13 protein-coding genes are annotated in these 16,380 nt (G+C 52.5%); all 13 read left to right on the top strand.

The window, feature by feature from the left end; all coding sequences use genetic code 11:
* Positions 1-35: 35 nt before the first annotated feature.
* The 13 genes from M1D91_RS17315 to era all read left to right on the top strand — a co-directional run bounded on the left by M1D91_RS17315 (position 36) and on the right by era (position 16,271).
* Positions 36-386 carry a phage tail protein gene (locus M1D91_RS17315; protein ID WP_437431846.1) on the top strand — a complete coding sequence of 117 codons (351 nt, stop codon included), beginning with the start codon at positions 36-38 and terminating at the stop codon, positions 384-386.
* Positions 386-1,156 (top strand): phage minor tail protein L, encoded by a 771-nt coding sequence (locus M1D91_RS17310; RefSeq protein ID WP_437431847.1) that lies wholly within the window; start codon positions 386-388, stop codon positions 1,154-1,156. The genes M1D91_RS17315 and M1D91_RS17310 overlap by 1 nt, the downstream gene beginning before the upstream one ends.
* Positions 1,157-1,168: 12 nt before the next feature.
* Positions 1,169-1,900 (top strand): C40 family peptidase, encoded by a 732-nt coding sequence (locus M1D91_RS17305; protein ID WP_437431848.1) that lies wholly within the window; start codon positions 1,169-1,171, stop codon positions 1,898-1,900.
* Entirely contained in the window at positions 1,888-2,487 is a 600-nt protein-coding gene (locus M1D91_RS17300; RefSeq protein ID WP_437431849.1) for a tail assembly protein, read from the top strand. Before M1D91_RS17305 ends, M1D91_RS17300 begins: the two co-directional genes overlap by 13 nt.
* A 54-nt stretch (positions 2,488-2,541) precedes the next feature.
* Positions 2,542-6,435 (top strand): TipJ family phage tail tip protein, encoded by a 3,894-nt coding sequence (gpJ, locus tag M1D91_RS17295; protein ID WP_437431850.1) that lies wholly within the window; start codon positions 2,542-2,544, stop codon positions 6,433-6,435.
* A gap of 67 nt (positions 6,436-6,502) precedes the next feature.
* The gene (locus tag M1D91_RS17290) at positions 6,503-8,992 is read left to right on the top strand and encodes a pyocin knob domain-containing S74 family peptidase (RefSeq protein ID WP_437431851.1); all 2,490 of its coding nucleotides are present in this window, start codon (positions 6,503-6,505) and stop codon (positions 8,990-8,992) included.
* A 490-nt stretch (positions 8,993-9,482) separates the two neighbouring features.
* Positions 9,483-10,418 carry a tetratricopeptide repeat protein gene (locus tag M1D91_RS17285; protein WP_437431852.1) on the top strand — a complete coding sequence of 312 codons (936 nt, stop codon included), beginning with the start codon at positions 9,483-9,485 and terminating at the stop codon, positions 10,416-10,418.
* Between the two features lie 545 nt (positions 10,419-10,963).
* The gene (locus M1D91_RS17280) at positions 10,964-11,206 is read left to right on the top strand and encodes a DNA polymerase V (RefSeq protein WP_437431853.1); all 243 of its coding nucleotides are present in this window, start codon (positions 10,964-10,966) and stop codon (positions 11,204-11,206) included.
* Position 11,207: 1 nt separating this feature from the next.
* Complete coding sequence (locus tag M1D91_RS17275; RefSeq protein ID WP_437431854.1) at positions 11,208-11,531, top strand: S24/S26 family peptidase; 324 nt, start codon at positions 11,208-11,210, stop codon at positions 11,529-11,531.
* Between the two features lie 154 nt (positions 11,532-11,685).
* On the top strand, positions 11,686-13,485 hold the full coding sequence (gene lepA, locus M1D91_RS17270; protein ID WP_437431855.1) for a translation elongation factor 4: 1,800 nt from the start codon (positions 11,686-11,688) through the stop codon (positions 13,483-13,485).
* A gap of 16 nt (positions 13,486-13,501) precedes the next feature.
* A complete protein-coding gene (gene lepB / locus M1D91_RS17265) occupies positions 13,502-14,476 on the top strand; it encodes a signal peptidase I (protein WP_437431856.1) in 975 nt (324 codons plus the stop codon).
* A 209-nt stretch (positions 14,477-14,685) separates the two neighbouring features.
* Positions 14,686-15,366, top strand: coding sequence for a ribonuclease III (gene rnc / locus M1D91_RS17260; protein ID WP_437431857.1), 681 nt, complete (start codon positions 14,686-14,688; stop codon positions 15,364-15,366).
* Positions 15,363-16,271, top strand: a complete 909-nt coding sequence (gene era, locus M1D91_RS17255) for a GTPase Era (protein ID WP_437431858.1) — start codon at positions 15,363-15,365, stop codon at positions 16,269-16,271. Before rnc ends, era begins: the two co-directional genes overlap by 4 nt.
* Positions 16,272-16,380: the final 109 nt, after the last annotated feature.

Below are 16,380 nucleotides of genomic sequence, written 5' to 3'. Positions count from 1 at the left end.
ACCCAGCTCCGGCTGGGTTTTTTTATGGAGCAAATATGGCAGTTGAAACCTACAGCTGGCGTTCGCAACTTGGAGCGGGCGCTATCGAATACAGTCACGCTATACGAACAGCTCAGTTTGGCGATGGCTATGAACAGGTTGCTGACAATGGCATCAACTCCACGGCCATTCAGGTGCCGATGAAGCACACTGGGACTGAGGCGGAAGTAAACACGATCCGCGATTTTCTGCTGGCCCACACGGTCAAGGCTTTCATCATCACGCCGCCAGGTGAGGTGAAAGGGCTTTATCGGGTTGTCGCTGACTCCGTGCGGAAAAACCAATTGAGCAGTAAATTCTCTGAGCTGACCTTCACTATCAAACGGGCCTACGGAGTATACGCATAATGGCACTTGTCGATCAGGCGGCGATGCTGGCACCGGGTGGCAGGGTCCGCCTGGTCGAAGTAGACGCCTCCGAGTTCAGCGGCGGGATCCACCGCTTTCACTACGCGCCATTTCACCATACCCCAGCTGAAATCGATGCGGCTAAAGGGGACGAGAACAAACTGGGGCCCAAACCAATTATATGGGGTGGTAAAACTTTCGATTACTGGCCGTTCCAGATAACAGGTCTCGCCCTCTCCACTGACCAGGCCGCTGAGCCAACCCTGAGCGTTTCCAACCTTGACGGGCACATCACGGCGCTCTGCCTTCAGTTTAAGGACATGGTGAATGCGAAAGTGAGCATCATCGACACCTACGCGGTTTACATCGATGCGGTGAACTTCCCGGGTGGTGTTAACCCGACAGCAGATTCGACAATGTTCTCTCTCCAGACCTTCTGGTTTGATACGAAAACGGCTGAAGACGACGAGGTTGTAACGTGGTCACTGAGTAGCCCTGCGGATTTGCAAAGCCTCGTGATTCCAACCCGGCAAATCACGTCATTATGCGAATGGGCACTACGTGGACAATATCGCAGCGGTGACGGCTGCACCTACAACGGCACGGCGTATTTCGATGCGAAGGGGAATGCAATCACTGATCCGGCGCTGGATGTGTGCGGCGGCTGCCTGAGTGATTGTCGTAAGCGGTTTGGGGCCGGACTGGCAGAACCTAACGCAGCAAACCTCGATTTTGGCGGCTTCCCGGCAACTGTTCTCTTCTCCCGATAACCGGACATACCAATGAACAAAACTATAATGGCGGCGATCCGCGCACATGCGCTGGAGGAATCTCCGCGTGAATGCTGCGGCTTCGTCGTTCAGTCGGGACGTCGTCAGCGTTACATCCCGGTACTGAACAGCCACGAAAATCCGACAGAACATTTTCGCATTGACGGCGAGCACTGGGCGAATGCTGAGGATGTCGGAACGATTGTTCGCGTCATCCACTCCCATCCGGGCGATGGGGCGCGGCCTATTCCTTCAGACCGCGATCGCCAGCAGTGCAATAACTCCGGCGTGGTCTGGGGAATCTACGCGCCGGACTGCGATGAGTATGCAGAGATAGCACCTGATGTCACCCCATTAGTTGGCCGCCCGTTCATCCTCGGTTCGCACGACTGTTGGGGGCTGATCATGGACTGGCACGCCACCCAGGGCGTGACGCTTAACGATTTCCGTGTGGATTATCCATGGTGGGAGAGCCAGTACCCGGACAACCTGTATTTCGAGAACTGGGAGCGTGAGGGGTTTATCGAATGCGACCCGGCGCCGGGCTGCATGGTCATCATGCAGGTTGAGTCTGCCAAGTGGAACCATGCGGGGATCATCACCGAAGAAGGCGAGCTGCTTCACCACTTGTACGGCCAGCCATCCTGTATTACGCCGTACGCCCGCGGTTATTTCAAAGACCGGACGATGATATGCGTCCGCCACAAGAACTTGCCTCAGGAGATTAAGCCATGGCGCGGTTAACCACTATTCGACTTTATGGCGTAATGGGTGCGCGGTTTGGACGCGTTCACAGACTGGCTGTTCAGACATCAGCCGAAGCGGTGAAGGCATTGTGTATCAACCTTGATGGGCTGGAAGCCTACCTGATGAATGCCAAAAATAACGGAATGACGTTCGCGGTGTTTCGCGGAAAGCGAAATATCAGCGTGGAGGATTTCAAAGATCTGAATGGCGATAGCGATATTCGTATTGCTCCAGTGATGGAGGGCGCTAAAAAGGCGGGCATGTTCCAGACGATACTGGGGGCAGTGATGGTTGTCGCCGGGATCGTTGTCGGTGTTTCTACGCTGTGGACAGGTGCCGGTCTAACTTTTGGCGCAGGACTTATTATGTCAGGTGCCTCAATGATGGCTGGCGGTATCTATCAGATGCTTTCTCCTCAACCTAAGGGGTTACAGGGCAGAGAAGATCCTGATAACAAACCAAGCTATGCCTTCGGTGGAGCTGTTAACACGATGGCAATGGGCAATCCTGTAGCCCTGCTTTATGGTGAGCGCGAGATTGGCGGCGCCATAATCAGTGCGGGGATCGTGGCCGAGGACATCTGAGAATTTCTTACTCTTCAATTAGCACCCAATCGGGTGCTTTTTTATGGATGCAATATGGCAACGATTACTGGTGCAAAGGGCGGCGGCCAGAAGCAGCATAAGCCCGTTGAACAGCCGGATTCAGCTCAGTCGATGGCGCGGTGCCGTATGCTGCTGGCGTTAGGGGAGGGGGAATTTGCGGGTGGGCTGGATGCGACACGTATATTCCTGGATGGCACTCCGCTGGGCAATGCTGACGGCACAATGAATTTTGAGGGCATTTCGTGGGATTTTCGACCGGGAACGCAGACCCAGACACCAATTCCCGGTTTCCCCGCTGTCGAAAATGAAACAAGTATTGGCGTTTCACTCACGAAAGCAACGTCATGGACACGGGCTATCAGCAATACCCAGCTCGACGCAGTGCTGGTGCGCATTGGTATTCCGCAGCTACAAAAGCAGGAAAAAGACGGTGATATTGTTGGCACAACCGTCAAATACCATATCGACCTGGCTACAGATGGTGGCGCTTATTCCACCATCATGACTAAAACAGTCACGGAGAAACTCAGCGCGCTGTACGAACTGACGCATCGCATTAATTTGCCAAAGGCCAATACTGGCTGGCAAATTCGTGTAGTCCGCGACACCGCAGACAGTACCAGTCAGTTGCTGCAAAATAAAACGCAGGTGCAGGCGATTACTGAAGTGATCGATGCGCGCCTGCGTTATCCGCATACAGCGCTGTTGTATGTGTCATTTAATGCAAAATCATTCAGCAATATTCCCAAGATCTCCTGCAAGCCCAAAGGGCGCATCATCCGTATTCCCCAAAACTATGACCCGGTTGCCCGCAGTTACAGCGGAACCTGGAACGGTACGTTCAAATGGGGATGGAGCAACAATCCAGCCTGGATATGGTTCGACGTTCTTACTGAGCCGCGTTTTGGTCTTGGTCGTCGTGTAACTGCAGACATGCTGGATAAGTGGGAGCTTTACCGCATTGCCCAACGCTGCGATCAGAAGGTACCGGACGGGAAAGGTGGCAACGGTAATGAGCCTCGCTTCATGTTCGACGTCTATATCCAGTCCGAAGCCGATGCCTGGCAGGTAATTAAGGATATCGCCGCGGGCTTCAACGGAATGACTTTCTGGGGCAACAACATGTTCAATGTTGTCTCCGATATGCCAGCTGACACGTCCAGGTTGCAGATCCTTACCCGTGCTTCGGTTGTTGGCAAGCCGGTGTACTCGAGCGCCAGTGAAAAGACCCGCTTCTCCAGTGCGCTTGTTAACTTCAGCGATCCGGACAATCACTATCAGGACCGTACTACGGCAGTGATGTTCCCCGAACTCGTGAAGCAGTTCAAATTTAAGCAGACACAGTTAACAGCTATCGGTTGTACGCGTGAAAGCGAGGCGCAGCGACGAGGTGGATGGGCGGTTTACTCTAATTTCCTGGACCGAATCATCACACTGCAGACGGGTCTGGACGGGGTTGTTTATGTACCGGGAACAGTTTTTGCCTTTGCTGATGAACGGGTGTCCGGTCGCATTTATGGCGGACGCATCACCGAATATAAGGCCGGGATTAAAGCTGTTACAACGGATCGCGGGACAAGTGCTGTTGCAGGGGATACATTGCTGATCCGCACTCAGGGCGGCACTGTTGAAAGTCGGATTATCCAGGCAGTAAATGGCACGCAGCTGATTGTATCCACACCGTTCAAAGCTGCACCACTCCCTAACGCCATATTCGTTATCGATGCCGGACAACTCCGTCTGCAGTATTTCAGAGTAACAAACCTGACATTTAATGATGAGGAAAATACATTCACCATTACCGGGGTCGAATACAATGCATCAAAATACGATGCCGTAGATAATAATGCCCGCCTGGATACGCCTCCAATTAGCCTCATCCCGACCGGGCTGGTGGCACAACCACGAAATGTAGTTATCTCCAGTTATGACTCAGTCCGGCAGGGGCAGCGTATCGCCACTCTGGTTGCATCCTGGGATCCTCCTCTGGATAAGAACGGCAACCCCCAGGCAGATATAGTTTCATACCGGGTGCAGTGGAAGCGGGGTGAGAACGAGTGGATCAATGTTCCTGCGACAGGGCTACGTAATATTGAAGTGCCTGGGATATTTGAAGGCGACTATCTCGTCAGAGTTTGTGCCATTAATTCCGGGGGGGCGACGAGCCTCTGGGCTTCCTCCACTCTTACGCACCTAAGTGGGCGAATCGGCGCGGTACCCAAGCCTGTTGGGCTCGTTGCCACGCCAATCAACTGGGGTATTCAACTCAACTGGGCGTTCCCAGCAGGCAGCGAAGATACTCTTCAGACAGAAGTTCAATACTCAGTATCAAGCACGGGTAACACCCCGATGCTCCTGGCCGGCGTACCTTATCCCCAGCATTCATACACCCAGGCGGGTTTACGTGCCGGGCAGGAGTTCTGGTACCGGGCACGCCTTGTCGACCGTATCGGTAACCAGTCAGACTGGACTGACTGGGTGCGCGGGATGTCGAACGACCAGGCCAGCGATTATCTGGACGCCATCAAAGACCAGGTGCTTCTGGCCGCGGACGGTAAGGCGTTGACTGAAAAAATTGATTTTGGCATCGCCGGGATATTGCAGGGCACGCTGGCAGACATCCAGGGGGCAAAGGTTTCTTTCGAGCAGTTTGGCATTGCGCGGGCTGAAATATCCCAGGCTCAGACGTTAATCGCTGATGCCAATCAGGCCTACGCCGAGTTCAAGGATCTGGTCGCTGTTCAGTTCGGTGACAGTGCAGCTGAAATCCTGACCGTTAAAAAAGCGCAGGCTACCACGGATTCTGCGATGGCCTCTCTGACCACAACGGTACAGGCCACCACGCAAAGTGTGGATGCTCTTACTGGAAGGATCACGAAAACTGAAGCCAGTGTGGTGAGTATCAGCCAGGCACAGACTGATACACAGCAGTCTCTGGCTACGTTTGAGCAGCAGGCGACGGCAAAATTTACGGTGCAGGATCAGCAGATTGTTAACCAGGCAAACGCGACTAACCAGAAATTTATCGAGCAGTCGGCAGCGATAAACCAGAAATTCACGGCTTACGCAGACGCCACCAGTGCCAACGCTATCTACACCCTGAAGGCAGGCGTTCAGTACAACGGCAATTATTACGACGCAGGCCTGTCAGTCGCTGTGCTGGCTGACAACGGGAGGATCACGACGCGTGTGGCCATCAACGCCAACGAGCTGGTGATGTTATCCGGCAGCAGTACGAGCCAGATGTTCTCGCCGTTTGCAATCGTAAACGGTCAGGTGTTTCTGAATGACGCGTTTATTCAGGACGGCACTATCACAAACGCGAAAATTGGCAATTACATCGCCTCGAATAATTACAGGACTAATGTCTCGGGCTGGCTGATAAACAAGAGCGGCGACGCGGAGTTTAACAGTGTGACGGTTCGCGGCAATGTTTATGCTAACGATGGCGTGTTTAATGGAGTTGTTTATGCCAGAGATGGTGAATTTACCGGGAAAATTACTGCGACCAGCGGCTCCTTTAAAGGCACCGTAGAGGCTGATTCGTTTGTCGGTGACGTTGCAAACGGGCAGTCGTTCCCTGATACCGGGTATGACACCTCCTCAACTGTGTCATTCACATATACGGACTCAGGAACGACTAATCGTGAAAAAAATATAACGTTAATGGCCACATACAGACTGGCTAACGGCGGAGGGGCAACAGCTGCTATCTCTATCGGTAACAGAACCAAGGAGTTTGTGATTCAGTGCCCTGCGTATCCATCCGGTTCAACCGCAAGTTTTTATACCACCCTGATGTTTACTGTAAAAACCAGAGCGCCGGTGGTTGATTGTTCGTTTTTCGCACGGATGGGCGCAGTGCAAATACTCAGTCCGACGGTGCTGGTCATGCGTGGCAGCGGCTCATTCGTACAGACAAGATAATTAGTCCTCACGTCCTCACAACAAGCAGACCCGGCTCCGGCCGGGTTTTTTTATGCCCGGAGAAAATATGTCCGCAGGAACAATCAGACTCACGAACAATTCGACAGCGGTTGTCGGTACCGGCACCACATTCACCTCAGACCTGAAATCGGGCGACGTGATTACGGCGACCGTCGGTGGGGTGTTTTACACCCTGTTTGTGGATACCGTAACCAGTAACACCGCTGTCACTATTACTGACCCGTTTACCGGGCCGACGACCACCGGGGTCTCATACGTCGCGGTACCGCAGCTGGCGCTCAACCGCATCACTGCCGCGCTGGCCACGCAGACCGCAGAGGCCGTGAGGCGTATTCTCCAGGAGAATGCCAACTGGCAGGCGTTTTACTCCGGCAGCGGGGATATCACTGTAACGCTTCCCGACGGCACCCCGACAGGTAAACAGGTTTCCGGCCCGTCCTGGGCAAAGCTGAAGGCTGACGCCGGATCGTCGTGGCAGGACAGGGGACCGTTACCGCCTGACGCTAATCTGAATACGATGGCGCCGGCCACCACAGAGGGTGAGTGGGGCAAAGGCAGCAGCACCGGACTGAATGAGGCGAACGGCTTTCCCGCTGGCGCATTACCCGGGGTGCTGAAAGTTGTCGCTGGCGGTCGATTCGGCGGGACGCAGATTTATACCAACAGCGGCTACGACGGCCCCGCGTATATCTGGGTACGGTCATTAACCGCCGCCTGGAACGGAACCGACGGACCCTGGTCAGGCTGGAGTAACGTCGCGACAAGCTCCCTGCGGTCCACCCTGCTGGGTAACGTGGATATCAGCACCCTGAATAACGTTAACGCGTTCGGCTCGTATCGTGTGGCGGCTGCAAACGGCACGGTAGCCAACGGCTGGCCCTATGAGGGGTTTTCCGGGACGCTGACTGTCGAGCAGGGCTACGGCAGCGGCGCACAACAGACCGCCGTATCTGTTTACGGCAACGTCTACCTGCGTTACCTGAATACCCCCACCGCCTGGTCAGCGTGGGTCAACGCGTCGATTCAGGCCTGCCCCGCTTATTTTACGGGAAACGCGGATACGCTTTTTGACGACGGCAGCTATCCGACACTGGCAACCACGACGGGATTACCTGCCGTTGCCGGATTATCGTCGGGCGTGAATAACTGCCGCCTTGAGGTGCGCACCCTGCGCGCTAACCTGTGCGTGACACAGGACTGGTATTTGTACGGTTCGGGGGCTCAGTATAACGGGCGTAAATTCACCCGTTCAAAATACAGCACCAACCCCTGGACGCCGTGGCGTGAGGTACTGGACGACAGCAGCATCGGGATTATCTACGGGATCGGGGCATCCAATTCGTCTCAGTCCGGCGTGGATTGGCAGACGTTCAGTTTCGTAAACGGCGCTGCCTATCAGATATCCGGTGCCAGTCAGGCAAACGCGCCTGCGCCCCTCAATGCATTTACCTCCGCGTCGTTAGGGGTAAACATCCTCGGCATGTCGGGGGACCCGTCGAGCACCACCTCGATTGCCTGGTGCCTGTTTCAGGTGGCCGTGTATTCAACAGGGGGGACATCCCGGCGTTTGTTCAACGGCGTGTTTCGCGGCACAAACGGCAACCGCGTTTATTCCATTCTGGAGGTGGCGGCGGGCGTGGACGCGGCGGACACACGCTCACGCCTTGGCCTGGGTGGAGCCGCAGTGCTGAATGTGGGTTCAGCAGCCGGGACAGTAGCCGCGGGTAACGACCCGCGATTCAGTTCCGTAAATGGCATGGGGGGCGGGAATATCAATGGCGGTATCACGCTGCCGTTTATTTGTGCAAACGACACGTATTCACCGTCGAACCAGGGCGCGTATCTGGGCTGGAATCTGGGCTCATCCGGGTCAGGGGTTTTAACCTGCAATATCGGCGCGGGCACAGCCGGTGGCTGGGTAATGCGCACCGTAAACCAGGCAAACAGCCAGGAAATGTCCCGGTTCACCCTGGCAAACACGGGGATCGGTTATGCCTCGGGAGGGTGGCAGACAGGCTCAGATATTCACGTTAAATATGATGTGGAACCGGTGACAGCGGCCCTGCCGGCGGTGCTTTCTCTGGTCGGAGCGCAGTGGAAATATAAACCACGAAAAGGGGTGACCACCGCACCGGTGCCGGGCATCGGTCTGATTGCGCAGCAGGTGGAAAGATTCCACCCGGAAGCCGTCACGATTCACGATGAGGTTACGTATTTTGATGACGGGACCGCCCTGCCTGAACATAAATCCCTGGACGTGTCGGGGGTCTCAGCGGCCTACCATAACGAGGCGATAAAGGCCCTGTTCGGGCTGGTTAAGCTGGCGCTGGATGACCCGGATGCAGCGCGTCAGCAGATTGCAGATATTGAGGCTGAGGCGCAGGCGTTAACGGTGTCGCTGGAAGATTTGCAGCGTGAGCAGGTGGCGGCTCCCACGGAAACACCGACTGCAGAAGAGCCAGGTAATTCTGAAGAAGGTAACTCACCATCTGATACATCTGCGAGCGAAGAAAAACAGCCAGATATTCAGCCGTGAAAAATGATGATTGAACAGGTATCGACCTGCCCGCCAATATGCTCCCGGGCAGATTATGCGTAATCAGTGTCTGTTGAGAGCGAGGAGTGGACCTTGAGTTTGCCTTAATCAGCGTCATATCTTAGAGCTGGTCAATCACTATGCCTTTTACGAGGTGATTTGACATTCTTAACTACGCTGGCTTTAGTTCGTACAATCCCTGTCGAGTGCTAATATTTTTGCTCATACTAAATATTAGGGGTGGGTGTCAACTTGCGTACGAAGTGAGTTAGTAATTAATTTTTGATTAGCATGGCTTAAAATAAATGGTTCGATACCTGGTACTTTAATGACGAAACTGATTCATGATATTTTAGTAAGGTGTTTTCGATAATCATATCGCCGGACGTACATGAATTAACCTCAATTGAAAGGTTCCCAGATAGTGGTCCGCGCTAGCTTTACAAGACGATAAATAACTTACGGCACTTCTCAGAGGGTTGTTACAGAAATGGAAGAACTTAAATCAAATTCAGTTTCAGGTCGCGATTATAATCCCGTCTATGCATCTGCCTCTTCGGGAGATGTCGAGGCCCAAATTAAACTCGGAAAAATGTACCGTGACGGCGACGGAGTTGAAAAAGACGGCAAGAAGGCCGTCGAGTGGTTAACTAAGGCCGCTGAGCAAGGTAGTCTAAATGCCCATTACTTTTTGGGCGACATATATGCTTCGGGAAATGGAGTCCCTCTAAGCTATTCAAAAGCCCTTGAGTGGTTCAAATTTCCGTTAGATCAGGGCGACTCGGATACTCAGGTTTACGTGGGGTGGCTACACGAAAAGGGATTTGGGGTTCCTCAAGATTACTCAAAAGCTGCGGAATATTACGCACTTGCGGCGGAAAAGGGTAATAGCACTAGTCAATATAATCTCGGAAACTTTTACAGGGGAGGATTAGGGGTGCCAAAAGATGAAAATAAGGCACTCGAATACTATTCATTGGCAGCGCAACAAGGGGATAGCGATAGCCAAGCGCAATTGGGGAGAATGTACATTGCCCGTAATGACTATGAAAAAGGCAAAGACTATCTTCGTATGGCAGGTGAGAATGGCAACCAAAGTGCTCTTGAAACGCTAAAGAAAATTGAAGCGGATCAAGAAAAAAAGAGAACCGAAGACAGTATCAAAAAAGTCACCTGTCCTTACTGCGAAACGGAAAGCGTTTGGGGAAAAAAATATTGCCGGGGCTGCACAGCTCGGATTAGGTACGAACCTATAAGACTATATGAATGGATAGGTTTAGGTCTCGCTGTTGCTTTCGTGGGATATGCTATAACTCAGGGTTATTCATTTGTTGAAACATCCGTTATTTTCATGTTTATATGGGTTCTGGGAATCGTATTTGGTAAACTGTTCGGCAAGAAAACAGCTTATTTCTTCAGAAGCTAAGTCTTCAGCCTCATAAATCCACTTTTATTTTCTTCTGATTTGGGCAGTGAATTGCAGTCTGGCAAAATTCGAAGTAAAGTTTGTTGATCTAAGACGATAATTAAAAACTTACTGAGCGTAAACTGCGCTACGTTTTTCGTCTTCCCTGTCCCGGTGAGAAGCAATCCCAGTCGTGGAGTGACCCCTCCACGGCTTCGTTGAAGATATCGTGACAATCGCACAGCGAAAAATAATTAGAAGATGAGATCGGTTTTCTAACCTGAATGTAGTGAGACAAACCTTTTCTTACTGACGTTAATGTTTTTACGAGCGTCCACTTCTGGCACAAACTAGCCTTATCAGGCTTCTCTTGAGACAGGTACATTTGGCCAACTCCACAAAGCATCCATGAATTTTGTTCGTCATCTGAAAATGACTGCTCTGACAGCCAACAGCCTTAACCAACAACTTCCTCTGCCGTAAAGATTAATAGCTGAAACCAGTATTGATTTGCCCGTCAAATAAAACTACTGTTTGTATATACAGTATTTTGGATAGGGGGATTTATGGCGCGTCGCAGTGATATTGAGCATTCGTTTCGGCAGGCAATCGTCTTTGGGCCGAAAAATGGGCAGAGAACGGTCACTACTCAAGGCTTTGTAAGAGAGCTGGCTAAACATAACTGGAACTGGACATTAAAAGAGGCGAATCAGTGGATTGAGAATTACGTCAGCACCTTTAAAGACATCTCCACCCAGGAGGGCGATAACCGCACTTTCATGCTTTACAACCCGAACGGGGGGCTTTGATATGGGATTCCCGTCGCCAGCGCACGACTACGTAGAGCAGCGAATAAACCTGAACACGGTCTGCGGACTAACGCCAACAGCAGGCGTTATTGATACTGCCACCGGATACGCGATTATTGAAACACAACCGGTCAGAATCGAGCAGGGGGATACTTTGCTTATTGGAGGGAGCGTTGGATTTCAATTTGTACGGCTGCATGGACAGGCATTCGTCACGCCTGATGGTGACGTTTACGAGGGTGAGGGTATGGAGGGGATTCAGGTGATCGGTCTGGTCACTTTTTTTGTAAACAGGGCGGATGAGGACGGCTGCCCGGTGATGTAACATCATATGTTAACTAACAGATCGTTTGCTGACGATTTCAACGGTACAGTGTAATATGCTCGCCAGTCGTTGATGGGGTAGTTATCGTGGAATGTCCACCGCTGTGTCCATCAAGAAGAATCAATCCGCATAGCGAGTTAATAAATTCATATTTATGAAGAACATAAGAAATTTCTCCATTATTGCTCACATCGACCACGGTAAGTCGACGCTGTCTGACCGCATTATTCAAATTTGTGGCGGGTTGTCCGATCGCGAAATGGAAGCCCAGGTGCTGGATTCAATGGATCTGGAGCGTGAACGCGGTATTACCATCAAAGCGCAAAGCGTTACGCTGGATTTCAAAGCCTCCGATGGTGAAACCTATCAACTGAACTTTATCGATACGCCCGGTCACGTTGACTTCTCTTATGAAGTTTCCCGCTCACTGGCAGCCTGTGAAGGCGCATTGCTGGTGGTGGACGCAGGACAAGGCGTAGAAGCGCAGACGCTGGCAAACTGCTACACGGCGATGGAAATGGACCTTGAGGTTGTGCCGGTCCTGAACAAAATTGACCTGCCAGCTGCCGATCCGGAGCGCGTTGCTGAAGAAATTGAAGACATCGTGGGCATTGATGCAACCGATGCCGTTCGCTGTTCAGCGAAAACCGGCGTGGGCGTGGTTGACGTTCTCGAACGTCTGGTACGTGAAATCCCGGCCCCTGAAGGCGACCCGGATGCACCGTTGCAGGCATTGATCATCGACTCCTGGTTTGATAACTACCTGGGCGTTGTGTCTCTCATCCGGGTGAAAAACGGAACCTTACGCAAAGGCGATAAAGTTAAAGTGATGAGCACCGGTCAGGTTTATAATGCCGACCGTTTAGGTATCTTCACGCCGAAGCAGGTCGATCGCACCGAACTGAATTGCGGCGAAGTTGGCTGGTTAGTCTGTGCTATCAAAGACATCCTTGGTGCACCGGTTGGCGATACCCTGACGCTGTCTCGTAACGCCGCCGACAAAGCGCTACCTGGTTTTAAAAAGGTTAAGCCGCAGGTTTATGCGGGCCTGTTCCCGGTAAGTTCTGACGATTATGAGAACTTCCGCGATGCGCTTGGCAAGCTGAGTCTTAACGACGCGTCATTATTCTATGAACCGGAAAGCTCCACAGCGCTGGGCTTTGGTTTCCGCTGCGGCTTCCTCGGTTTGCTGCATATGGAGATAATCCAGGAGCGTCTGGAGCGTGAATACGATCTGGATCTGATTACTACCGCGCCTACCGTTGTGTACGAAGTGGAAACCACGTCGAAAGAGGTTATCTACGTCGACAGCCCATCCAAGCTGCCGCCGCTGAATAACATTCATGAGCTGCGTGAACCCATCGCTGAGTGCCATATGCTGCTGCCTCAGGAATATTTGGGTAACGTCATCACACTGTGTATCGAAAAGCGTGGCGTACAGACCAACATGGTTTACCACGGTAAGCAGGTGGCACTGACCTATGAAATCCCGATGGCGGAAGTGGTTCTCGACTTCTTTGACCGCCTGAAGTCCACTTCCCGCGGCTATGCGTCGCTGGATTACAACTTCAAGCGCTTCCAGGCTTCCAACATGGTGCGTGTTGACGTACTGATCAACAGCGAGCGCGTGGATGCGCTGGCGCTGATCACCCACAATGACAACGCGCCGTACCGTGGTCGCGAGCTGGTAGAAAAGATGAAAGAGTTGATTCCGCGCCAGCAGTTCGACATCGCTATTCAGGCGGCCATCGGCAACCACATTATCGCGCGTTCCACCGTAAAACAGCTGCGTAAAAACGTTCTGGCGAAATGCTATGGCGGTGACGTCAGCCGTAAGAAAAAGCTGCTGCAGAAACAGAAAGACGGTAAGAAGCGAATGAAGCAGGTCGGTAACGTCGAGCTGCCCCAGGAAGCGTTCCTCGCCATTCTGCACGTTGGGAAAGACGGCAAATAACCTTTAAGGAGTTGGCATGGCGAATACGTTTGCCCTGATCCTGGTGATTGCGACCCTGGTTACAGGGTTGCTCTGGTGCCTGGATAAGTTTGTTTTTGCACCAAAGCGTCGTGAGCAACAGGCTGCGGCTCAGCTCGCAACGCAGGATGCGCTCGATAAAAAGACGCTGAAGAAAGTGGGGCCGAAACCGGGCTGGCTGGAAACCGGCGCGTCGGTCTTTCCGGTGCTGGCGATTGTACTGGTCGTGCGCTCGTTTATTTACGAACCTTTCCAGATCCCGTCAGGTTCGATGATGCCCACCCTGCTTATTGGTGACTTCATTCTGGTAGAAAAATTTGCCTATGGCATCAAGGATCCGATTTACCAGAAGACATTGATCGAAACCGGGCACCCGAAACGCGGCGAGATTGCGGTGTTCAAATACCCCGACGATCCTCGTCTGGACTATATCAAGCGTGTGGTTGGTGTTCCTGGCGATAAAGTGAGCTACGATCCGGTGACCAAGCAGGTAACGGTTCAGCCAAATTGCAGTTCTGGCCAGGCCTGTGCGAATGCCTTACCGATAACCTACAGCAACGTTGAGCCGAGCGATTTCGTACAGACCTTTGGTCGTCGTGAAGGCGGTGAAGCAAATAGTGGCTTCTTCCAGATGCCCAAAAGCGAAACCCGCGACGATGGCGTACGTCTGACTGAACGTCAGGAGACGCTGGGCGACGTGACCCACCGCATTCTGACCGTGCCGATTGCCCAGGATCAGCTTGGGATCTATTACAAACAGCAGGGCCAACAGCTGGCGACCTGGATTGTGCCGCCCGGACACTATTTTATGATGGGCGACAACCGCGATAACAGCGCTGACAGCCGTTATTGGGGCTTTGTACCGGAAGCGAATCTGGTAGGTCGGGCAACGGCTATCTGGATGAGTTTCGAGAAACAGGAAGGTGAATGGCCGACCGGCGTGCGTTTAAATCGCATCGGTGGGATTCATTAATTTACCTGGGGTGCAGAACAAATTCTGCACCCCAAATTATTTCAGTTATAAATCCTTCAGACTAACGACATACCTTGTCGTTACGTATAGAATATTCCCCCGAAGTTTAAGGCTGGCCCTACGGGTGCCACAGCACACGAAACCGCGTTGGTTGTTACAGGTCGGTTTCGTGTGCTGCATTGTTGACGCATTCATTCTATTGGTATCGCATGAACCCCATCGTAATAAATCGGCTTCAGCGGAAGCTGGGCTACACTTTTCTACATCAGGAGTTGTTGCAGCAGGCATTAACCCACCGCAGTGCCAGCAGCAAGCACAACGAGCGCCTCGAATTCCTGGGTGACTCCATTTTGAGCTTTGTGATTGCCAATGCGCTTTATCACCGTTTCCCCCGTGTGGATGAAGGTGATATGAGCCGTATGCGGGCAACGCTGGTTCGTGGTAACACGCTCGCAGAAATTGCTCGTGAGTTCGAGCTGGGCGAATGTTTGCGTTTAGGGCCGGGCGAGTTGAAAAGCGGCGGTTTTCGTCGTGAATCTATTTTAGCTGATACGGTTGAAGCCTTAATCGGTGGTGTTTTTCTGGACAGCGACATCCAGACCGTCGAGCGTTTGATCCTGAGCTGGTATCAGACGCGTCTGGATGAAATCAGTCCGGGCGATAAACAAAAAGATCCGAAAACGCGTTTGCAGGAGTTTTTGCAAGGTCGCCACTTACCGCTGCCCTCCTATCTGGTGGTGCAGGTGCGGGGCGAAGCGCACGATCAGGAATTTACTATCCACTGCCAGGTCAGTGGCCTGAAAGAGCCGGTGGTTGGCACAGGGTCAAGCCGCCGTAAGGCTGAGCAGGCTGCCGCCGAACAGGCACTGAAAAATCTGGAGCTGGAATGAGCACTGAAGAAAAAAGTTATTGTGGCTTTATCGCCATCGTTGGTCGTCCTAACGTTGGTAAATCGACCTTACTGAACAATCTGCTGGGGCAGAAAGTGTCGATCACGTCGCGAAAAGCGCAGACGACGCGGCACCGTATCGTGGGCATTCACACGGAAGGGGCTTATCAGGCTATCTATGTGGATACCCCCGGTCTGCACATGGAAGAAAAACGCGCCATTAACCGCCTGATGAACAAGGCGGCGAGCAGTTCCATTGGTGATGTTGAACTGGTGATCTTTGTGGTTGAGGGCACCCGCTGGACGCCGGACGACGAAATGGTGCTGAATAAACTGCGTGACGGTAAGGCACCGGTTATCCTGGCAATCAACAAAGTTGATAACGTGCAGGAAAAAGCGGACCTGTTGCCACATCTGCAGTTCCTCGGCAGCCAGATGAACTTCCTTGATATCGTGCCGATCTCTGCTGAGACCGGTTTTAACGTCGATACAGTTGCAGGCATCGTGCGCAAGCATCTGCCGGAAGCGATTCACCATTTCCCGGAAGATTACATCACCGATCGTTCTCAGCGCTTCATGGCCTCTGAGATCATTCGTGAAAAGCTGATGCGTTTCCTGGGGGCGGAACTGCCATACTCGGTCACCGTTGAAATTGAGCGTTTCGTTGCCAATGAGCGCGGCGGCTATGACATCAACGGTCTCATCCTGGTGGAACGTGATGGGCAGAAGAAAATGGTGATTGGCAACAAGGGTGCCAAAATCAAAACCATCGGTATTGAAGCTCGTAAAGATATGCAGGAGATGTTCGAAGCCCCGGTACACCTGGAGCTTTGGGTGAAGGTGAAATCCGGTTGGGCCGACGATGAACGCGCACTTCGTAGTCTCGGTTACGTCGACGATCTCTGATCCTCGTCATCTTTCAGGCTGCATAGACGTTGGCTACGCTTGTTCGTTCCCGTCACATAGCTATCTATGCGCCAGGGGGCTGGCAAGCTTGCCGCCTTCCTGCAACCTG

Source organism: Enterobacter sp. SA197 (assembly GCF_054131575.1).
The sequence above is the reverse complement of the archived record's forward strand: the minus strand, read 5'-3'. Positions and strand labels throughout refer to the sequence as shown.